We start from the raw sequence: 19,930 nt of genomic DNA on the forward strand, positions 1-19,930 counted from the left end.
TGCCTTCTGTGCGATTCGTGTAATTGGGAATTCTGGGGGTTCGCCGTTCCCGGAACCGTAGACTCGCGTCCTGATAGGAAGAAAAAGGCGCCAACAAGCAAATAAGGCGGCCGCTTTTGCGTTATGTTTTACGACGACCTGGTGACCTTCCTCAAATTCCCTAAGATCCGACCAACCTTTACAACCTGTTTCGCTTCGTCGATCGCCTCTCGTAATTCGCCAATTGTTCTGTTTGCGCTGATGTGTTTGACCGGTCTCGCCGCTAATGTAAGGTCCCAAGAATTTGAATTGGTCCATTATGGCGACCTCGTCGATGTCGACGTTGTTGGAAGTTCCGAATTCGATTGGGCGGCCGATTAACACCGGAGGGCTTTTTGGACGGGCTCAATAGTTTTGGCGATCCGATACGGGGGCTATGCCGAACCGAAGAGGCGATCTCCGCCGATGTTAAGAATGCGTATGCCAAATACCTCAGGGATCCGATAGTAGTCGTTAAGGTAATTGATCGAGCCGGAAGGCCTCTAGTACTTCTTGACGGTGCGGTCAAAATGTCTCAAAAATTTCAATTGAATCGGCCGGCGAAATTGCTCGAATTGTTGATAATCGCCGGCGGCATTCGTGATGATGCAAGCGGTGAGATCCAGGTGTTTCGGCCGGCCAATTTGGATTGCACAGTTTCTGGTACTAAGAGCACAAGTGCCGAGAGCAACTCACTAACAGTATTGAACATCACAATCAAAGACATGATCTCAGGGAGTTCGGCAGCGAATCCGGTGATCCGGAGCGGTGATCTTATCACAGTGCGGCGTGCCGACGAGATATACGTCATTGGGGGAGTCACTAACCCACGGCAAGTCTCATCGCGTACATCGCTGACTCTTTCTCGTGCGATCGCATCAGCGGGAGGGTTGGCAAAGAACGCGGACGGTCGAACGGCTACGATATATCGGCGTGAGCAAAATGAGTCCAAACGTCTCGAAATTGACCTTGTAAAGGTCGCGGCCGGCGAGGTCGAAGACCCGCCGCTCAAAGCATTTGATATTATTGAAGTTCCGATCAAAGGGGCGGCGAAGAGATCGATCCCGCCGATGATCTCAAATCAGTACCCTGCCAACACATCGATCCCGATTAGGATCGTGGACTAAATTTGAATGGTCTTTGGACCGACGATCTTTTAAAGTTGCGAACTATGTTTGTCACTGTGGGAATTCGAACCATATAATAACCCGTTATGGCAAATACTGGTAAAAAATTTAGTCGACGGACGATCGCGTTCTTTTGGACGCTGCTTGTCGCCGTCATTGTTGCGGTGCTCATTCGAATTGAGCAGATATCGATACTTTACGTTCTGGTGACTCTCTCGCTGGTGATCTTGTTATTGACGGTCGGGTTTGCTGACCTTGAGAAGGTAAGTCTTGATGGTTCTGATGAGAGCACATAGATCATTTTCATAAACTGCAAATGAGTAATTTTCTTCGATCGATCTCAGCATTGTGCGTTTTGCTGGCAGCTTCCGGAATAGCAGTCGGCTCGACGAGTACAATGCTGTTCGCGAAAGAGGAAAATTCAAGGATGCGTTGGAAAGAAAAAAGGATCGAAATTGCGATCTCCAGATCACTGCTCGAATCCTCACCTAGTATAAAATCCGGCAGCGACGTTGAAGGAGCGATTCGACGGAGTATTAATGCCTGGCAAAATGTTTTGCCGATCGAACTAGTGACTGTCGATTCGTCTCGCCAGGATGTGAGCCCTGCCGGCATTGCGGGCGACGGCGTCAATCTCATCACTATCGCGGCGAACCCTGAAAATATTAATTTCTTTGGAAAAGATCCGTTTTCGGCTTCGGCGAGATCGAGGATATTCTATTCAAAACGCGGTTTCATTACCGAAGCGGATATTGTGCTGAATCCGTTCCAACTATTTTCTACCGACGGTTCCTTCGGAACTGTTGACCTCGAATCTACACTTCGTCATGAAATTGGGCACCTGCTGGGACTTAGACACTCCAAGGTGGTTGGTGCGGTGATGTATGGTTCGGCTATCAAGAATGGTTTATTCGGGGGCGGAAATGCTCTGGCTGGCCCCGTCGACACCGATATTGCGGCCCTGCGGTCACTTTATGGTCCCGTTGAAAGTGGCGAAGATTGCTGTGGTAGTATCGCGGGCACGATAACAGGGATTGGCCGCAGCGGAACCGTGTTCAATGTCTGGGTCAAAGATGCCGCTTCCGGCAGGGTTGTTGCTTCAACCACGTCGGAACGTAACCGCAGTTTTAGGATCGACGGTTTAGGTGTCGGCGAATATGCGGTCTATGCTGCGGTTTCCGGACGTAAGACCAAATCTTCAGTCCAACTCCTAGATCTCGTCGAAGTGAAAAAGGGCTCGACAGCAAGACTGTCGGCCAATTATGCACGCCGGCAAATTGATTTTTCGCTGGAGTTGATGGGAATGAACGGCATATTGTCTGATTCGCCGATCATTGTGGATCGCGGCAGCGAGCAGCTTATTTATGCCGGAGGCACGAACGTAACGGCTGAACGAATTCGAATTGAAAGCGATTCCCCATTTGTGACCGTGAATTCTGATTCGATCCAAAATATTCTGTTCGAGTCAGATGTGACCGGGGTCGTTTTTGAAATGAACGTGGCAGATGATACTCCGCCCGGACAGTACAATATTTTGGCGGTCGCCGCCGATGGAAGTTCTGACATCCGGATCGGGGCGATCACGGTAAGATAAGCGGTACTTCATACAAGTATCTCTCCAAAGATTAATTTGAATATCGATGGTTCATCGCGATTTTGCGGGTTGCAATCGCGAATTCTTTGTGCATAATTTAGCTTGTTCACCACCCCGGTGAACATTTGCTGCGGTCTGTGAGGAACCGCAGCTCCGAGGGCGACGGTGTGGGAGACGTCGCCCTCAAATATTTTTTACTGATCGAATATTTGATCGACTCGACCTCTCGTCGGCGTAGAATGTTCTGAACAGACTTTAAGGATGATGAGCAGCAGTTTCGTATTTGTGCGGGACGAAGAAGTTTGAATAGATGCCCCACAGACACCGTAGGTGACGATTGCTTCACGGTGTTTTTAGTTTTTGCGATATGAGATCAGGTGAAAAAGGCTGGTTAAAGAAGTGGCTTTATCGCGGGGTTCCTGAGATCGAAGGCCCGCATGAGCCCGAGGGCCGCCATCATCAGCATTCTTGGTGGAAGGTAATGTGCCTCACCGGTGTCGATTATTTTTCGACACTAGGCTATCAGCCTGGTATCGCGTTTCTCGCCGCCGGAGTCCTTTCGCCGTTCGCAACGTTTGTGCTTGTGCTGCTGACCCTCTTCGGTGCTCTGCCGATGTACAAACGGGTCGCCGAAGAAAGCCCCCATGGAGACGGCTCGATCTCAATGCTCGAAAAGCTGCTTTCAAGGTGGAAGGGCAAGATGTTTGTCCTCATCTTGCTTGGGTTCGTTGCCACCAGTTTTATTATAACCATTACACTGTCGGCGGCGGATGCAACGGCCCATATCGTCGAGAACCCATTCGTCCACGAGCATCTCAAGTTCTTAAACCACGAGATCATTGTCACATTGGTATTGATCATTCTCCTCGGGGCCGTGTTCCTTAAAGGCTTCAATGAAGCGATCGGCATCGCAGTCGGGATCGTGGCAGCCTACCTGGTTCTCAACGTAATCGTTATATCCTTGGGACTCTATGATATTTTTTGGTTAAGGCCGGAAGTTTTCACTAATTGGCAGCAACTGGTTTGGTCGGACAAAAACGTTGAAGGCAGCGTTTTCTGGCTTATTATCGGCTCACTTTGGTTCTTTCCAAAATTGGCACTTGGACTTTCCGGGTTTGAGACCGGCGTTGTTGTGATGCCGCTTGTGAAGAGTGATGTCACAGGTTCAGATGGTTCACATGCTGAGGTCCAGCGAACAGAATATACGGACGAAGACCTGACGGACGACGAACGAAAAGTCCTGGATGGGCGCATAAGAAACGGCAAGAAATTGTTGAGCGGTGCGGCCATTATCATGAGTTTCCTGCTCATAGGCAGCAGCATCATCACCTCTATGCTAATTCCGGCGGAGAAATTTCAGCCGGGCGGTGAGGCGTCAGGGAGAGCGATATCTTATTTGGCCCACACAATGATGGGTGAGGTCTTTGGAACAGCTTACGATATCTCGACGATTCTGATCCTTTGGTTTGCCGGTGCGTCCGCCATGGCCGGCTTGCTGAACATAGTTCCGCGCTATTTGCCGCGATACGGAATGGCTCCTGACTGGGCAAGAGCGACTCGTCCGCTGGTTCTTGTTTTTACATTCATTTGCGGAGTCGTGACAGTGCTTTTTGAGGCGGATGTCACGGCGCAGGGCGGAGCCTATGCGACGGGAGTTCTGGTTCTGATGACGTCCGCCGCGGTTGCGGTCGCGATCAATGAGTGGCGGCGGTCCAACAAAGTCTGGATGGCGTTCGCGATGATCACGCTGGTTTTTGTATACACGGTCATCGTAGGGATAATCGAACAGCCAAGTGGCATAAAGATAGCATCCTTTTTCATTTTTGCGATCATCGCAACCTCTTTCATTTCGCGTGCGATGCGTTCTACCGAGATCCGTATCGACCGGATCGAATTTGATGAGACGGCCCTGGCTTTCCTGGATGAGATCGATGAAGAAGGCGAGTTTAGGATCGTGACGAATCGTCGTGAAACAGGTGATGTCACTGAATACCGTTTCAAAGAGCACGAAAAGCGTGTGGACAATCACATTCCATCTTCGGATCCGGTTTTGTTTTACGAGATCGAGACGGGCGACGCGTCTGAATTTAAGGGCAGACTTTTCATTCGCGGAATTGACGTAGATGGCTATAAGATCTTGCGTACACAGGCTCCGGCTGTTCCAAATGCTATCGCGGCGTTGTTGCTCTATTTAAGAGATAACAAAGGCAAGATCCCTCATGTATATTTTGGCTGGTCCGAAGGAAACCCCATCATGTACCTCGCCCGGTACATTTTATTCGGCGAGGGAGATACGGCACCGGTAACACGAGAGATACTTCGACAGGCAGAGCCGGATCCGGAACTCAGGCCGAGTGTGCATGTTGGAGGTTAGACTCTTCCGGTTGTCCCGTTCGATCGTGGAAGATTTGCTTCGAGATAGCATGCCCGGCAGTAAACAGGACGCCCCTGTGAAGGATAAAAGGGAACGGTGGTAATGCACTCGCATTTTGCACACTGTGCCTGAACCTCGATATGCTGGCGTTTTCCGATCAAGGCGGCTAATTCGATCGCAGCAAGCCGCTTGTTCTTAGCTTTCTTGCACTCCTTGCAGCGTTTTGGCGGATTTTCCAGGCACTTGTCGCGAAAGAAACATTGCTCGCCAGCCGACCAGACAAATGTCTGTCGACAATCTACGCAAAGTATTTCGACGTCTTCTAACGCCTTGATAGCCGACGGGAGTTGTTGGGCAGCAGTTTCGTCAGGGACCGGCATAATCAATAGTTCCCCTTGGCATCGCATCCGACAGGATCGCAGATTGGCAGTCAATTGCCATCAAGACCGGAAATGACCACATTATTGCTTGGGTCAAATGGCATGCGAATGTCCTGACATTACATCTAACGCAAATTGCTGTCAAGCCCGTGCGCTATCACTGACGAAATCGTAAAATAGCCTATATGAAAGTTGTTGTCATTGGGTCGGGTGGCCGCGAACATGCGATCTGTTACGCGTTCAAAAAAAGCCAGCGTTTGACCGAACTATTCTGTGCGAACGGCAATGCCGGCATTACTGAAATTGCCCAATGCGTCCCAATAAAACATGACGAGATCGAACGGCTTGCGGATTTTGCGTCACGGAAGTCGATCGACCTGACGTTCGTCGGCGGAGAGACTCCACTGGCACTAGGCGTCGTTGACGAATTTGAGTCAAGAGGACTGAAGATCGTTGGCCCTTGTAAAGCTGCGTCACAACTCGAGGCCAGCAAATCTTTCGCCAAGGACTTCATGGCCCGCCACAGCGTTCCGACCGCAAAGTACGTCACGGCACATTCTCCGGCGTCGGCGATCGCTTCGCTAGAAAGCGGTACATTCGGCGGCGAGTATTCACCGGTCGTGGTCAAGGCGGATGGGCTTGCGGCCGGCAAAGGAGTTGTAGTTGCGGCGAACCGGGCTGAAGCAGTTTCGGCTATCAGTGAGATGGCCGATCTGGTCGGTGCTGATGCTGCTGAAAAGATCGTGCTCGAAGAGTGTCTGTTCGGCAAAGAGGTCTCGCTTCTGATGTTCGCAGATGGCGACGATTTTGCATTGATGCCGGCTGTTCGGGACCATAAACGCATCGGTGAAGGCGACACGGGGCCCAATACGGGCGGAATGGGGACGTTTACGGACGCGTCACTGCTTTCTGACGCTCAATTGGAAGAGATAGTGGGCACTATCGTTCGCCCCACACTTAACGGTTGTCAGAGCGAAGGATTTCGGTTTCGCGGCATTTTGTTCCTAGGAGTAATGATGACCGCAAACGGCCCGAAGCTCCTCGAATACAATGTTCGCTTCGGCGATCCGGAAACTCAATCGATCCTTGTTCGGCTTGAGACCGACCTCGTTGATATTTGTGAAGCGATGTTGGAAGGAAAGCTAAGCGATCTGACGATCAATTGGCGAGAGGGAAGTTCCGCTTGTGTAGTACTTGCGTCTCAGGGTTATCCGGCAAAGCCGAAGACCGGGGATTTGATCAAGGGGGTCGACGAAGCTAAGAGTGTCCCTGGAATTGAGATATTTCATGCCGGCACGTCAGCGCTCACTGACGGTGAATATTTCACTGCGGGCGGCCGTGTTCTTGGTGTGACGGCGACGGGCAGCGACCTTACTGATGCCCTTGCGGCCGCATACGAAAGTGCATCGAGAATATCGTTTAACGGAATGCAGTATCGCCGAGACATCGGGAAATAGAGTGTGTCGCCAGAGTTCTTACTTTCGCAGCGTGTTTGGGGCTAAAGCGGCGGATTTACGGGAGAAATCATCTGCTTCTTTGGTCAGGCCGAACTTTCGGCAGTAGTTAGCAAGCTTATCGTATCGCTCCTTCTGATCGGCATCGGTCAGCCAGCATATCTTCGCCGTACATTCGGGACAGGCATCGCCGGGGCGTCGGTCGGTTTCCGCGAGGTGGTTTGTACCGCTCATGAGGCATTCCCACTTTGTACAATGGCGCATTGAAAACATATGGCCGGTCTCATGGGCTGCGATCTTCAACGTACGCCGCATCAAACCCATTTCATCGGTATTATCATCAAGCCGCGACAGCGACCAGACGCCGACGCGGTTTTCAAGGCTTGCCTGGCCGAAGACGTAGTTCAGGGACTCGTCGGGAAACAGGTCTTCAGTTGTAAATGCTATCAGAGCGGCTGCGTCTGTCGGGATGGCGGGTTTTAGAATATCGTTAAGAATATAACCGGTCTTGATCTGGCGAACCTTTGTGGCTTTGTTGACGCGGATGCTTGCGATCGGGGCATTCAAGGGTCTTGACGGCAACTGAACAACGCCAAGGTCGTAAAATACCTCAAGATATCCGGCCGCGACCTCGACCAGTTTCTGCTGCTTTGCGTTAAACGTCCCGAGCGGCAGCACATATATCTTTTGGCGTTCCTTGGTCGGCTTTGTCGGATCGGCGTCAAGATATTCCTCGAACGTCTGCCCGGGCTCATTGTGCGAAGCCAGCCAGTCCGACGTTCCGGGCTTGCCCATAGGTTTAAAGAACGGCTCGATCTTCTTGATGTTTGCCCTTAATTCGGCACGTTCCTTCTTGGCGTCCCGGGCAGCGGTCATGTTCGATGCGGGTTTGGTGTAGGACTTTGAACAAGCGGAAAAGAGTATGCCCACGAAAGACACGAAAAGGACGAAATAAAGAAGTTGGGAAAAGACTTTATTTTTCGACAGTTTCGTGGTTTTCGTGGGCAAAATATTTGTGATCATATCCGAGCTATTCGGCCGTATGCGGTAGTGACGTTATTTAGCGGGCAGTTGATAAGCTTTGGCCCAGTTTAGAAATGCCGAGAGTTTGGCATCATTGTCGGCGACCCATCTGGCGGCATCGGCATTTTTAGTATCGCGGATATACAAGATCATGTTGCCGAGGGCATCAAGGTGACCGTTCTTTTTCAGCTCGGTCATAAATGGAAGGTAATTTTTGCCGATAAAGGTCGAACGCATTTTCTTGTCTTCACTGAGAATAGCGATGATCGAACCGATCGCCTCGATAAACATCTGATTGTCGGATTTGCCCTTGTCATCATCACCACGGACGGTCGTCAAAGTGCCGAGCAGAAGGTCAAACATACCGAAATCGCCCTCGTCTTTTGGAGCGTTCAGATCCATGAAGATGTTGATATTGCCCGTCTTCGGATCTTTTGCGGCCGGTTTAAGGACATCAGTAATGATACCCACAGCCGTGCCGGTCCGCTGGGTCGAATATTCGAGCGAAACGAACCGTGCGGCGGCTAGAAAGGCCGGGATCTTGTACTTGGTACCGTGATAGACGTAGGAGAGTAGAAAATGCGGGCTTGGGTATGCATAGTTGTCTTCGACAGCGTCTTTGAGGATCTTACGGGCTTCGGCAAATTTTTTCTGACGAATGTAGGTCACGCCTAGATTAAATTCGAGACTCGCACGGTACGAGCCAAGATCCTTGTTTCCTTCGAGCAGTTTGATCCCGTCCAGATAGATCTTTACGGCATCATCCGGTTTGCCGAGATCGTCGAGATTATTGGCGATCAGAACATAAAAAAGAGGCAATTCATCTGAAAGGTACTTGGTCCCTTTATTTGCCAGTTCCATCGACGCGAGCTTTTCGCCCTTATGTTCGAGCGTCAAGGCAAGTTCGTACATTGCGGCGACGCATTCCGGATTCTCGACGAGGATCGACTTGTACTTTGCTACTGCCTCTTCGTATTTCTTTTCGTCGTGAAGCTTGACGCCTTCCTGAAGCGTCTTTTGCTGAGAAGGCGTCAATGGGCTGGGAGTAAGAGTGGGTTTTCCAAGTTTCTGCGAGAAAGCGGAAATTGCCAAAGCCAATACGATAAGAGAAATGCCGGCGAATTTGTTCATAATGTCCTCAGTTGTGCGGAATTCTGCGGTTTGGAATGTTTGATGCCAAAATCATGGGAAAGTTCCCGAGAGCACGAGATCTTTTGTTAATATTCTTCGACCGACCTCGTGTAGCTGTCGTAATTACGTTTCATTTCGGAAAACGAATCACCGCCGAATTTTTCGCGGAACTCGTTTGCAAGAACGATCGCCATCATAGCTTCGCCGATAACGGACGCCGCCGGAACAGCAGTGATATCCGATCGTTCAAATGCGGCATCGCTCTGTTCTTTTGTATCGATATCGACGCTGTGGAGCGGGTTGCGCAAGGTTGAGATCGGTTTCATGTAGGCGCGAACGCGCAGCTCTTCGCCATTGGTTATGCCGCCCTCGAGGCCGCCGGCTCGGTTTGTTTTTCGAGTAAACCCAGTCGCTATCTCTCCCGGTTCGGACACGAAGATCTCGTCGTGCACCTCAGAGCCTCGTCTTCCCGCGTTTGCAACGCCTTCGCCGATCTCAACGGCTTTGATGGCGTGAATCGACATTATGGCCCGGGCGATGCGTCCGTCGAGCTTGTTTTCCCATGAGATGTGCGAGCCGAGGCCGACCGGCAGTTCCTTGGCTACGACCTCAAAAATACCGCCGAGGGTGTCACCGTCAGTCTTGGCCTGATCTATCAGCTTGATCATTTCCCGCTGAATATCGTCGTCGGCACAGCTCAATGGGGAATCGACCGGAATGGTCGAGATCGCTTCCCAACTCTGGTGGAGCGGGACGATCTGTACGTGTCCGAGTTTGATGACGTGGCTTTTGATCTCGATGCCGAACGCGGCGAGGATCTGTTTGGCGATGGCTCCGCAGGCGACCCTGGCCGCAGTTTCTCTGGCGGAGGCACGTTCGAGGATGTCGCGGAGGTCACGGGTTTGATACTTTTGGCCACCGGGAAGATCGGCGTGACCCGGGCGTGGGCGTTTCATTTCGCGCGGATTTTTGGGCGGCTCGTTCAACTGCTCGACAGACATTACCTCTCTCCCAATGGACGAAGTCGTCGTTTTTGATCATCAGTGCGATCGGCGAACCCAACGTTTTTCCGTGGCGGACGCCGGACAATATCTCGACGGTGTCGGTCTCGATCTTCATCCGTCCGCCTCGGCCGTAGCCTTGTTGGCGACGCCAGAGTTCGTGATCGATCGCAGCGATATCGATCGGCAAACCGGATGGTACGCCTTCGACAATGGCGACTAGGGCCTTGCCGTGGGATTCCCCTGCTGTTGTGAATTTGAAGTGCATAAGAGATTTTAGCCACGAATGACACGAATGGCACAAATAAAGAATGAATTATTTCAATTCATTTGTGACATTCGTGTCATTCGTGGCTACACTTGCGGATGGTTTTCGTCTGAAAACGATCAGGCCGATGCTGGCGATTATTAGGAGGCCGCCAATGCCGGTTTGGGGCGGGAGTTTTTCGCCTAATACGAGCCAACCGATGACGACGGCGAGCAGCGGCGTGACGAGCGATATCATCATCGCTTTGGTAGATTCTATCCTACCGAGCAGCCAGTAATACAGCCAAAACGCAGCGATCGTGCCTGCGATCGTCAGGTAAAGAATGCAGCCGACGGCTTTCCAAGTCCAATTGAACGTAAGCGGATTACCTTCGGCGATCAGGCTGTAAATAATTATCGCCGGCAGACCGCAGAGCATTTGGCAAAATACAAGAGCCGCCGGGTGTATCGCTCCGCCTTTGGATTTTACGAGTATCGACGCCTGAGCGGCGGCATACGAGCCAATAACGACACCGACGCATCCGAGAAATGCCATCAGGCTCTGCACTTGCAGTTGGTCGTAAAATATTACACCGACGCCAATAATTCCGAGTGTTACGGCAATGATCTTAAGTTTAGTGATCCGCTCGTTAGGGAGGAAAAACCATGCCAGGATAAGCCCAAATACCGTGATCATTGCCTGCAAGACCGCAGCAAGGCCCGACGTAATATATTGCTCGCTCCAAAAGACCATGCTGTAATTCACCGAAAATTGCAGCACACCCGTCAGTGCGATCAGACGCCACTCTTTCGCAGAATTTGGCAGCGGGATCTTCTGGATCCTTATTACAAAAAAGAGTATTACAACGCCGAGTAAAAACCGTGCTGCCGCGAACGCAATTGGCGGCAGATCGTCGAGGCCGATCTTGATAAAGATCCATGTTGTGCCCCAGATAAGGGCCAGAATGAGCCAGACGAGTATCTTCATAGGTTACGAGCGTTCGTAAAAGCTCAGGCTAGATTCGCCTTGTTTCAAAACGCGCCATCGCCGAAGAGAGCCTATCTCGTCAGGTACATGCGTTTTCGAGTGATGCTCGACAACGAGGATCCCGCCGACGTTCAGCAGCGTTTTGTTGTAGCCGAATTCGTGAAAAACAAGCGAATAATCGGCATCGTATGGAGGATCATAATAGGCGATGTCCCAGCCTAGTTTGTGCTCACGACCCGTGAAATTCTCGGTGTCGTGACCGACGATCTCCGTATTTGATTCGGGAATTTCGAGCCTGTCGAGGTTCTCTTCGATCAGTGCGCACGACTTTTTTGATCTGTCGACAAAGGTCACAAATGCCGCACCACGAGACAATGCCTCAATGCCGATAGCACCAGTTCCCGCACATAGGTCGAGGAAACGGGTTTCTTCATCTATCCGCGGTGCGAGGACGTTGAATAACGTTTCGCGCAGGCGGTCAGAGGTCGGCCGTGTTCGGTTGTCCGGCGGGCTCTTGAGCACGCGGCCGCGATATAGGCCGGAGATGACTCGCATAAGCTACAGTGTAGGAAATCAGAGAGACGCGGGCAAAAGTGATTTCGAATTGGATCAGCCAATGCTGCCGAACCTCACATTTTTGTCGGAACGTGCGATCTTTACCATCGCCGATGTTTCGGGCGAGAGGCGGCGGTTGGTGAGATAATCTTCAGCTTCGCTGCGTGCGTTGATCAAGATGTCGAGGTCGCGAACTATATTGCCTAGTTTAAAATTCTGAATGCCCGATTGGCGTGTGCCGAGGATCTCGCCCTGACCGCGAAGTTCGAGGTCCTTTTCGGCGATCTTAAATCCATCGGAGGTCTGTTCCATTATTCTGAGTCGTTCTTTGGCGACGGCGGTCTGTTTATAATCGGCGAGCAGGACGCAATAGCTCTGATCGGCACCGCGTCCGACACGACCGCGAAGCTGATGCAATTGCGACAGGCCGAAACGCTCGGCGTGTTCGATGACCATCAGCGACGCGTTAGGCACATCCACGCCGACCTCAATGACGGTCGTCGAGACAAGGATGTCAAGACGTCCGGCGACAAACTCTTTCATGATCTCTTCCTTTTCCGCCGGTTTCATTTTGCCGTGAAGCAGGCCGACGGTGTATTGCGGGAAATGGTTTGTGCGAATGTCGTTGTACATGACGGTCGCGGCTTTGAGGTCGGATTTTTCGGATTCCTCGATCAGCGGATAGACGACATAGACCTGACGGCCGAGTTTTATCTCGCGTTCGATGCCGTGATAGACGCCCTGGCGTTTGTCTTCGCCGACGACAACGGTTTTAACGGGCGTTCGGCCCGGCGGCATTTCGTCGATTATCGAAACGTCGAGATCACCGTAAACGGTCATCGCTAAACTTCTGGGAATCGGGGTCGCGGTCATGACGAGAATGTCGGGATTGTGGCCTCCCGCTTTTAATTGAGCACGCTGCATTACGCCGAAGCGGTGCTGTTCGTCGATGACGGCGAGGCCGAGTTTGGCGAATTTGACGGCGTCCTGAATGATCGCATGCGTACCGATGATGAGGTCGATCTCGCCGTTTGCGAGAGCCTCATGGATCTTTCGTTTTTCGGGGGCTTTGGTGCTGCCGATGAGGAGTTCGACACGATAGCCGGTGCCTTCGAACAGCCTTTTGGCGTTGCGTGCGTGCTGGTCGGCGAGGATCTCGGTCGGTGCCATTAAGGCGGCCTGATAGCCATTTTCCATTGCGGCATAGATCGCGAGAAAGGCGACGATAGTCTTGCCGCTGCCGACATCGCCCTGGATGAGACGGTTCATCGGAGCATCGGACCTTAGATCTGAAAAGATCTCGCCGATGACCTTTTTCTGGGCATTTGTGAGCGTGAATGGTAGAAATTGTTTGAGGCGTTCTTTGGTCGAGTCGCTGATCTCGATGACCGTTCCTTTGGGTTCTTTTTGCCGTTCGCCGCGGAGCAACTGCATTGAGAACGAGAGCCAGAAGAACTCGTCGAAAATCAACCGATGCTGCGCGGGGCTGCGAAACATTTCGTAATCGGCGATCGAAGTTCCCTCGGGCGGAAAGTGCAATTCGGCGATCGCCCGGCCGCGTGTGATCAGCTCGTTGCGTTCGAGCAGGTCTGCGGGCAATAAGTCCGGTATCGAGCCTAAATCGAGGGCCGCCATGACGCTGTGCACGATCTCACGAAGGCGTTTTGTCTGAAAAGGGCCGAGTTTGCGATAGATCGGGACTTTTCCGGTATGAATAGTGGCGAGCGATGGGTCGGACGTGTTTTCTTCGTCGTCGGTCAAGTCATCATTCCCGACAGTTGACGCAGTCGCTATCGCTCCCGGTTCTGACACTGGCGATCGCAAAGCGAACAGCCCAGGATCGTCGGCATTTGGAGGCAGGATCTCGATCTCGTCAGGTTTTGTGACTTTCAGCGAGAATATGCCTCGGTCGTCCTCTTCCCACATGCCGTAGGCGACAAGGCGGGTTCCGCGAGGAAAGCGGTCGCGGTACCAGTTGACAATGTCTTCGGCGTTCCGGCCGGAGATGAACCACTTTACTTTGACCGGTTTCATTTGCCGTCCGGCATCGCCGCCTGTTATTTCGAAGATGAAAAGCGGCGGTTTTCGCGGGTCACGGTTTCGGCCGACCTGTTTCCCATCGGCATTGCGCACGTATATCTCTACAGCGGCGTCCATTCCGTCTTCGAGTTGGTCTATCTGTAGAAAATTGGAGCGGTCTTCGTATCGCGTTGGGAAATAGTTGAGAAGGTCTTCAACCGTTACTTCCGTTACGTCGGTCTTTGAGGAAACTCCGGCGAGGGCAACCGCTAATTTCTTGGCCGCTGCCGACGAGAGTTTACCGACACCAAGTTTGTCGAGCTCCATGATCGGGGTTTGCAGGCTCAATTTCATCGAGATCCTCACGAGTTCAGTATAAACGGGTTGAAGTTCGTGTCGCGGTCGAAATAGTCTTCGTGTTCGGTCCTTTTAAGAAAAGCGATGATCTTATATGTAAAAGGTGTTGCCAAAACCTCCCACAGGACCTTGATCAAATAATTTCCGATCATGACGCTGATGACCTGTTCCGTGGACCACGTGCCGAGAAAGGCGATCGGGTAGAAGATCATGCTGTCGACAGCCTCGCCGGCGAATGTTGACCCGATCGTCCGTGTCCACAGATATTTCCCGGCGGTCAAGATCTTCATCTTGGCAAGGACGAGCGAATTAATGAATTCGCCGGCCCAGAATGCCAACAAAGAAGCTGCGACGATCCGCCAGGTTTGGCCGAAAATTAGATCGACCGCCGCCTGCGATTCGGGCGACATCGTTTTTGCCGCCGGCAGGGAAGTCACTGCCCATGCCATCAGTGAAGCAAAGATCAAGGCACCGAAACCGGCCCAGATCACTTTTCGTGAACGTGCGTAACCATAGACCTCGGTCAGGATGTCGCCGAAAAGGTAACTCAGCGGGAAGAAAAGAACACCGGTGCCATAGATATATTCGCCGTAGAATGGAAGATTGACCGACGATACCTTATGGACCCCGATAAGATTGGCGCAGAGCAGGACAGCAACGAATGCTGCCATTATGAGGTCGGAGTATTTGAATTGCCGCGACGTTTCCACTTCGCAGAATTGTAACAAAAAAAGGAAGCAAACCAACTCACTGGCTTGCTTCCAAAATTAACCTTGGCCTAAAAACTGGCTTCTACGCTATGGCGTTGACGTGCTTGGTCAAGCGCGACTTGTGGCGTGCAGCAGTATTCCGGTGAATAATGCCTTTATTTACTGCCTTGTCGATCAATGAAACCGTTGACAAAAGCACTTCTCCGGCTGCCTTATCATTCGCGGTGACAGCTGCACGGACCTTCTTGATCGAGGTGCGAAGCTTACTGCGATTGCTGCGGTTGATCTCTTTTCGTTTCTCGTTCTGACGAACGCGCTTTAATGCTGATTTATGATTAGCCATCTTTATTAATAGTCAGTTAAGACAAACTCCAAATTCTATAGATTGCGCTGGTATTTGTCAAACCCTGCAAGTGAGTTGGCGGCGTTCGAGTCTGGTGGGGAACTCTCCGCTCAATGCTCAAACAAGATCGCCTGATAAATATGAACTTATCCAGTGAATAATAATAATGTTACCTCTGCTCTGCTTAGTTCCAGTCATTTTTCAAAACGTAGTGCGAGCGAGTGCATTATATCGACGAAGAACGTGACGATCGGCGGATAGAGAAAGAATTCAGGTTCGAAGTCTTTTGAGAACATCGACGGCAGGATTTGCGAAGAAAACGACGTCAGTGAGCCGATCAAAATCCCGACTCCGAGACAAAGTAGGAATCCGCCAAAAAGCACTCCGACTGCGGCGGCACGCGAGTAGGGCTTCGCTTTGCGTTCATTTTCGTCGAGGATCGATTCGTGGATATCGTCTTCGACCTCGGTGTAACGAACAAATCCATCGCGGATCCGTCCGGCAAGGTGAATTATTCCGGCTATGAACAGCACGACGATAATGATCTTTCCGATGTTGCCGGTCGATATGAAGATCTTTGGTTTCAGAGCTGTCGCCAGAACGGCTGCGACAAATAGCGAAACGGTAGGATAGACGATCCGCTGAAATGCCATGGCCTCCATTCGCTCTTCGGCCATCATGCGGTCGATGATGTCGTTGTAACGCTTTTCGTAAACCATCTGCCGCCAGCGTTTTGCATGTCGATTGGTCGATGTGAAGACGGAATCAACGCTTCCGCTGAATTGCATTTCCAAAATACGCCGGTCATATTTGACGCGCTCCTTGGCATTGCCAAGCACTTCGTAAGCCTCGGCGATAGCGGCGAATTTTAAGGCAGTTTCTTCGCTACCGTTATTGCGGTCAGGATGAAGTTTGCGCCAATCGGCGGTATGCCGACTTTATCTCGGCGCTCGATGCCTTGGGCGAAACTTTTAATACGTCGTAATAATTTGCCATCAAGACGCGATGTCGGGTGAGGATCGGACGGATATATAATTCAACCGCCGTCGGACCACTCGATTATAACACGAGATCATCTTGGCATAATGCCGGGCAATTAAGGCAGATCGTCGATCTGCAGGCCGATCGGATACGCACCCGCTAACTTGACGGCGTCGACGACGCGAGCGACCTCACCGTAGCCCACAGTTCGCGGAGCTTTTATAAATACGGTGCGTTCGATACGGTCGCCTATTGGCCGGTCGGCATCGTCAGCGAATCTTTCGGAGATCTGGCCGCTCTCGATACGCGCGGCGAAGACGTTCTGGAGGCGTTTTGTTAGAACTGCAGTATCTGTCGTCGTGCCGAGGTTCGATTCATTGTTAAGGCGAAGCGAGCCATCATTTTCGACGACGGCCACCAAGGTATTTATGTTTAGGGCGACATTCGGATCGTTCTTCGACTCAGCCGGAACGCGGGCCCTAAAACTGCTAGGTTTGAGCGGCGAAACGACCATGAAGATGATCAGCAGGACGAGAAGGACATCGATCAGCGGCGTGACGTTTATATTTGGTTTGGTCATAGGAACTCTCCTTTTGTTGAATTTGGAGACTTAGACACCGTTGGAGAGAAATTGTTCCAGGTTCCAAGTTCCAAGTTCTGGGATCCAAGATATGGGTTCGAAATGGGACGAAGTTAACGTTGAGCGTCTAGGCGGCCGCCGAGCGCGTCGAGCAGGGCTTTGGCTTTGGTAAGAGTCTCGGCGTATTCGCTCTCGGGATCGCTATCGATGACGATACCGCCGCCGACGTTGAACGTCGAAGTCCGTCCGCAGACGACCATTGTGCGAATGGCGACGCTGAGATCGAGACAGGGAACGGGAAACTGGAGATCGGAGTCAGATCCATCGAAGATGGCCGGTAAATAGTAACCTATCGCCCCCATTGAGAGACCGCGGGACGCTGATTCCACCTCGTCGATGATCCGCATGGTACTAATCTTTGGAGCACCGGTGATCGAGCCGCAGGGGAATAAAGCCCGAAGAATGTCCGACGGTGTTGTGCCCGATCTCAGATCGCCGTTGATCGTTGAGACGAGGTGAAAAAGTGTCGGGTGTTCCTCGAGATCACAGAGTTTTTCGACCTTGACGCTGCCATATTCGCAGACGCGGCCGAGGTCGTTGCGGAGTAGATCGACGATCATGGTGTTTTCGGCGAGGTCTTTTGGGCTGGTAAGGAGTTCATGTCGAAGCAGATCGTCGGTAAGATCGTCGTTTCCTCGCGGTCGTGTACCTTTTATCGGCGATGTAGTGATCGACAATGAATCAGCAAACCCACAATCGGTCGTGTTTCCGCGTTTTCTAACACTGAAGAATCGTTCGGGTGAGGCGGATATGACAGTTGAATAAGACCGTTTGATAAATGCCGAGAAAGGGGCCGGATGATCGCGGCGGAGACGAGCAAAGATAGTCTCAGGTGTAAGATCTTCGGGTAATTGAGAGCCCAATTGCTGGGTCAGATTTGTTTGGTATGTCTGGCCGTCACGAATACGCTCCTTTATCGCGTCAATAGCGGCAAGATATTCGCCTTTTACGAAATTTGAGGTGACAGCAACGGGAAGATCTGCGATTTCAAATTTGAGATCAGAAATTTCGGATCTGATCTTTCTTTTGATAGATCCAAACCTAGCTCGATCGCCGACGAGATTCGTTATGCCTGTTTCATAATCGTGAATTATCAGCACATCGAAACAAGCAACGAAGGCATCAGGTTCGGGGCTTTGAGATCGGTTTTCAAAGCTCCCAATTCCGAGCATCTTCCGGCCGAGATCGTATGACAAAGTAAAGATTGCAGCCGTTCCGCCGGTGAGCTTTTGATCGAGTATCTGCAGTGTTTTATTAGGGTCGTCGTTCGAAATTTCGAACATTTCAATAGGATCGATACCGGCGATCAAAAGGTGCGAACCGAGATGGCTTACGCCGCAGCTGTCCAGAATGGATACATGCTCGCGAGCGGCCAAGGACAGCAACGCGGAAACGAGTTTGTCGGCGGCGATATCAAGAACAGACATTGACGCGATTTTAACACGGACGGCGAGTTTCACTTGGAACGCGGTTTAGCGTAATATGTTGCGAGGCAAAACTCCGCAATAAAAAATATGAGTCTCGACAATATCGAACGTAAAACTCTGATCCGCGGCCTCGGCCTTGTAGCCGCGATATCGATCATCATCGGAAATGTGATCGGCACGGGCGTGTTTCTAAAGGCACGTGTAATGACATGCAATGTCGGCAGCCCAACCTGGGTAATGGTCGCTTGGGTCGCCGCTGGTCTATTGTCGCTTGCCGGGGCACTGACTTATGCCGAGCTGACAGCAATGAAGCCTGAGGCAGCGGGACCATATGCGTTTTTGCGCGATTCGTACGGCAAATTGTCGAGTTTCTTGTTCGGTTGGATGCAGAGTTTTATTGCCCGAACCGGTTCACAGGCCGGCGTTGCCGTAGTGTTTGCGATCGCTCTGAACGACTATCTCGACGGCGGTTTGAAACAGACGCTCTTCAAGACGAATGTGCTCGGCTACGATTACGAGGTAACGTCGCTTCAGATCATTGCGGTGGCAGTGATCGCGATTTTTACAACACTTAACTGCCTTTCCGTTAGCCTCAGCGGCCAGATCGCAACTTGGCTGACGACGATAAAGATCGCATTGGTATTGTTCGTTGGCCTTGGAGCATTTTTCCTCGTAACCGGCGGCAGTTTTGCGAATTTCTCGCTAATGAATACCGGCGGTACCTGCGAAGGTGTTGCAGAGGCAGTGAAATTCGGATCGGCGGAATACACGTTCCTCGGCGGATTTGGTGCGGCAATGCTAGCCGCTCTCTGGGGGTACGACGGCTGGGACAATCTCTCGTTCGTTGCCGGCGAGGTCAAGGATCCGAACCGCAACATTCCGATCGCAATTATCGGCAGCGTTCTGCTCGTTATAGTACTCTACGTCTTTGCGAGTGCGGCATATTTCTACGTCCTCGATCCGACCGCGATCGCTTCCGTTTCGAAGGACTCGTCTGTCGCCAAGGTGGTCGTGAGCAAATTCTTTAGCGGAGACGCACTCAGTTTTGGAGTAGGCGTGGCGGTCGCGATCTTTACCGTCGGCCTGATGTTGTCGTCACTCGGAACGCTCCATACTTCGATCCTCAGTTCTTCGCGTATCCCGTACGCAATGGCCAAGGACGGTTTGATGTTCAAGCCATTTAGCAAGCTGTCGGTCAATTCTGTGCCGATCAACGGCGTGTTGTTCCAGGGCGTTTGGGCAAGCATTTTGGCTATGTCGGGCTCGTTCGATGCGCTGACCGATTATGTTATTTTTGGCTCATGGATCTTTTACGCATTGATCACATCTTCGATCTTTTTATTCCGTCGCAAATATCCTGACGCACCGCGGCCGTCTCGAGCATGGGGCTATCCTGTGGTACCGGTCATCTTTTTTACTTGTTTCGGGATGGCTGCTCATCAACACGATGATCACCGCACCGACCCAGTCTTTTATTGGTATCGGGCTGATATTATTGGGATTGCCCGTCTATTATTTCTTAACGTTAACAGGGAAGAAGACTAGCGAGGAAGAGAGCTAAG

At 51.5% G+C, this 19,930-nt stretch carries 18 protein-coding genes and 2 pseudogenes; 7 read left to right on the forward strand and 13 right to left on the reverse strand.

Annotated elements, in window-relative coordinates:
- Nucleotides 1-123 precede the first annotated feature (123 nt).
- From IPK01_12185 to IPK01_12205, 5 genes are all read left to right on the forward strand, one after another.
- Nucleotides 124-360 (forward strand): hypothetical protein, encoded by a 237-nt coding sequence (locus IPK01_12185; GenBank protein ID MBK7934228.1) that lies wholly within the window; start codon nt 124-126, stop codon nt 358-360.
- A 14-nt stretch (nt 361-374) separates the two neighbouring features.
- A complete protein-coding gene (locus IPK01_12190) occupies nt 375-1,145 on the forward strand; it encodes an SLBB domain-containing protein (GenBank protein MBK7934229.1) in 771 nt (256 codons plus the stop codon).
- An 86-nt stretch (nt 1,146-1,231) separates the two neighbouring features.
- The gene (locus IPK01_12195) at nt 1,232-1,441 is read left to right on the forward strand and encodes a hypothetical protein (protein ID MBK7934230.1); all 210 of its coding nucleotides are present in this window, start codon (nt 1,232-1,234) and stop codon (nt 1,439-1,441) included.
- Nucleotides 1,442-1,461: 20 nt separating this feature from the next.
- Nucleotides 1,462-2,739: a matrixin family metalloprotease gene (locus IPK01_12200; protein MBK7934231.1), complete on the forward strand. Its 1,278-nt coding sequence runs from the start codon at nt 1,462-1,464 to the stop codon at nt 2,737-2,739.
- A gap of 367 nt (nt 2,740-3,106) precedes the next feature.
- The gene (locus IPK01_12205) at nt 3,107-5,113 is read left to right on the forward strand and encodes an amino acid transporter (GenBank protein MBK7934232.1); all 2,007 of its coding nucleotides are present in this window, start codon (nt 3,107-3,109) and stop codon (nt 5,111-5,113) included.
- On the opposite strand, the gene IPK01_12210 is transcribed toward IPK01_12205, so the two are convergent.
- The gene (locus tag IPK01_12210) at nt 5,110-5,493 is read right to left on the reverse strand and encodes a zinc-ribbon domain containing protein (GenBank protein ID MBK7934233.1); all 384 of its coding nucleotides are present in this window, start codon (nt 5,491-5,493) and stop codon (nt 5,110-5,112) included. The two genes, IPK01_12205 and IPK01_12210, sit on opposite strands and share 4 nt — an antisense overlap.
- Nucleotides 5,494-5,678: 185 nt before the next feature.
- Between IPK01_12210 and purD the strand changes: the two genes are divergently transcribed.
- The gene (gene purD, locus IPK01_12215) at nt 5,679-6,950 is read left to right on the forward strand and encodes a phosphoribosylamine--glycine ligase (GenBank protein MBK7934234.1); all 1,272 of its coding nucleotides are present in this window, start codon (nt 5,679-5,681) and stop codon (nt 6,948-6,950) included.
- Nucleotides 6,951-6,968: 18 nt separating this feature from the next.
- Here the strand turns inward: purD and IPK01_12220 are convergent, their stop codons facing one another.
- The 12 genes and pseudogenes from IPK01_12220 to IPK01_12275 form a co-directional block, all read right to left on the reverse strand.
- A complete protein-coding gene (locus IPK01_12220) occupies nt 6,969-7,823 on the reverse strand; it encodes a hypothetical protein (GenBank protein MBK7934235.1) in 855 nt (284 codons plus the stop codon).
- A 180-nt stretch (nt 7,824-8,003) separates the two neighbouring features.
- Nucleotides 8,004-9,101, reverse strand: a complete 1,098-nt coding sequence (locus IPK01_12225) for a tetratricopeptide repeat protein (GenBank protein ID MBK7934236.1) — start codon at nt 9,099-9,101, stop codon at nt 8,004-8,006.
- Between the two features lie 86 nt (nt 9,102-9,187).
- Nucleotides 9,188-10,370 (reverse strand): annotated as a pseudogene (gene aroC, locus IPK01_12230) (chorismate synthase).
- 48 nt (nt 10,371-10,418) lie between these two features.
- Nucleotides 10,419-11,336 carry an EamA family transporter gene (locus IPK01_12235; protein ID MBK7934237.1) on the reverse strand — a complete coding sequence of 306 codons (918 nt, stop codon included), beginning with the start codon at nt 11,334-11,336 and terminating at the stop codon, nt 10,419-10,421.
- 3 nt (nt 11,337-11,339) lie between these two features.
- Nucleotides 11,340-11,891 (reverse strand): 16S rRNA (guanine(966)-N(2))-methyltransferase RsmD, encoded by a 552-nt coding sequence (rsmD, locus tag IPK01_12240; protein ID MBK7934238.1) that lies wholly within the window; start codon nt 11,889-11,891, stop codon nt 11,340-11,342.
- Nucleotides 11,892-11,945: 54 nt separating this feature from the next.
- A complete protein-coding gene (gene recG / locus IPK01_12245) occupies nt 11,946-14,264 on the reverse strand; it encodes an ATP-dependent DNA helicase RecG (protein MBK7934239.1) in 2,319 nt (772 codons plus the stop codon).
- 8 nt (nt 14,265-14,272) lie between these two features.
- Nucleotides 14,273-14,938, reverse strand: coding sequence for a queuosine precursor transporter (locus IPK01_12250; protein ID MBK7934240.1), 666 nt, complete (start codon nt 14,936-14,938; stop codon nt 14,273-14,275).
- A gap of 121 nt (nt 14,939-15,059) precedes the next feature.
- Nucleotides 15,060-15,320, reverse strand: coding sequence for a 30S ribosomal protein S20 (gene rpsT, locus IPK01_12255; GenBank protein MBK7934241.1), 261 nt, complete (start codon nt 15,318-15,320; stop codon nt 15,060-15,062).
- A 194-nt stretch (nt 15,321-15,514) separates the two neighbouring features.
- Nucleotides 15,515-16,237: pseudogene (locus IPK01_12260) on the reverse strand (DnaJ domain-containing protein).
- Nucleotides 16,221-16,316, reverse strand: coding sequence for a DnaJ domain-containing protein (locus IPK01_12265; protein ID MBK7934242.1), 96 nt, complete (start codon nt 16,314-16,316; stop codon nt 16,221-16,223). The pseudogene IPK01_12260 and the gene IPK01_12265 overlap by 17 nt, the downstream one beginning before the upstream one ends.
- 100 nt (nt 16,317-16,416) lie before the next feature.
- Nucleotides 16,417-16,881 carry a biopolymer transporter ExbD gene (locus IPK01_12270; protein ID MBK7934243.1) on the reverse strand — a complete coding sequence of 155 codons (465 nt, stop codon included), beginning with the start codon at nt 16,879-16,881 and terminating at the stop codon, nt 16,417-16,419.
- 113 nt (nt 16,882-16,994) lie between these two features.
- On the reverse strand, nt 16,995-18,368 hold the full coding sequence (locus tag IPK01_12275) for an anthranilate synthase component I family protein (GenBank protein MBK7934244.1): 1,374 nt from the start codon (nt 18,366-18,368) through the stop codon (nt 16,995-16,997).
- Nucleotides 18,369-18,455: 87 nt separating this feature from the next.
- On the opposite strand from IPK01_12275, the gene IPK01_12280 reads away from it, so the two are divergent.
- The gene (locus IPK01_12280) at nt 18,456-19,913 is read left to right on the forward strand and encodes an amino acid permease (protein MBK7934245.1); all 1,458 of its coding nucleotides are present in this window, start codon (nt 18,456-18,458) and stop codon (nt 19,911-19,913) included.
- Nucleotides 19,914-19,930: the final 17 nt, after the last annotated feature.

Source organism: Acidobacteriota bacterium (genome assembly GCA_016713675.1).
Lineage (GTDB): Bacteria > Acidobacteriota > Blastocatellia > Pyrinomonadales > Pyrinomonadaceae > OLB17.

Bases quoted from the DNA above. Each gene is read 5' to 3' on its own strand.
- rpsT (MBK7934241.1), bottom strand. From the start codon at position 15,320: ATGGCTAATCATAAATCAGCATTAAAGCGCGTTCGTCAGAACGAGAAA.
- purD (MBK7934234.1), top strand. From the start codon at position 5,679: ATGAAAGTTGTTGTCATTGGGTCGGGTGGCCGCGAACATGCGATCTGT.
- IPK01_12210 (MBK7934233.1), bottom strand. From the start codon at position 5,493: ATGCCGGTCCCTGACGAAACTGCTGCCCAACAACTCCCGTCGGCTATC.
- IPK01_12270 (MBK7934243.1), bottom strand. From the start codon at position 16,881: ATGACCAAACCAAATATAAACGTCACGCCGCTGATCGATGTCCTTCTC.
- IPK01_12200 (MBK7934231.1), top strand. From the start codon at position 1,462: ATGAGTAATTTTCTTCGATCGATCTCAGCATTGTGCGTTTTGCTGGCA.
- rsmD (MBK7934238.1), bottom strand. From the start codon at position 11,891: ATGCGAGTCATCTCCGGCCTATATCGCGGCCGCGTGCTCAAGAGCCCG.
- IPK01_12275 (MBK7934244.1), bottom strand. From the start codon at position 18,368: ATGTCTGTTCTTGATATCGCCGCCGACAAACTCGTTTCCGCGTTGCTG.
- IPK01_12195 (MBK7934230.1), top strand. From the start codon at position 1,232: ATGGCAAATACTGGTAAAAAATTTAGTCGACGGACGATCGCGTTCTTT.
- IPK01_12280 (MBK7934245.1), top strand. From the start codon at position 18,456: ATGAGTCTCGACAATATCGAACGTAAAACTCTGATCCGCGGCCTCGGC.
- IPK01_12235 (MBK7934237.1), bottom strand. From the start codon at position 11,336: ATGAAGATACTCGTCTGGCTCATTCTGGCCCTTATCTGGGGCACAACA.
- IPK01_12205 (MBK7934232.1), top strand. From the start codon at position 3,107: ATGAGATCAGGTGAAAAAGGCTGGTTAAAGAAGTGGCTTTATCGCGGG.
- IPK01_12225 (MBK7934236.1), bottom strand. From the start codon at position 9,101: ATGAACAAATTCGCCGGCATTTCTCTTATCGTATTGGCTTTGGCAATT.
- IPK01_12220 (MBK7934235.1), bottom strand. From the start codon at position 7,823: ATGACCGCTGCCCGGGACGCCAAGAAGGAACGTGCCGAATTAAGGGCA.
- recG (MBK7934239.1), bottom strand. From the start codon at position 14,264: ATGAAATTGAGCCTGCAAACCCCGATCATGGAGCTCGACAAACTTGGT.
- IPK01_12250 (MBK7934240.1), bottom strand. From the start codon at position 14,938: ATGGCAGCATTCGTTGCTGTCCTGCTCTGCGCCAATCTTATCGGGGTC.
- IPK01_12185 (MBK7934228.1), top strand. From the start codon at position 124: ATGTTTTACGACGACCTGGTGACCTTCCTCAAATTCCCTAAGATCCGA.
- IPK01_12265 (MBK7934242.1), bottom strand. From the start codon at position 16,316: ATGGCAAATTATTACGACGTATTAAAAGTTTCGCCCAAGGCATCGAGC.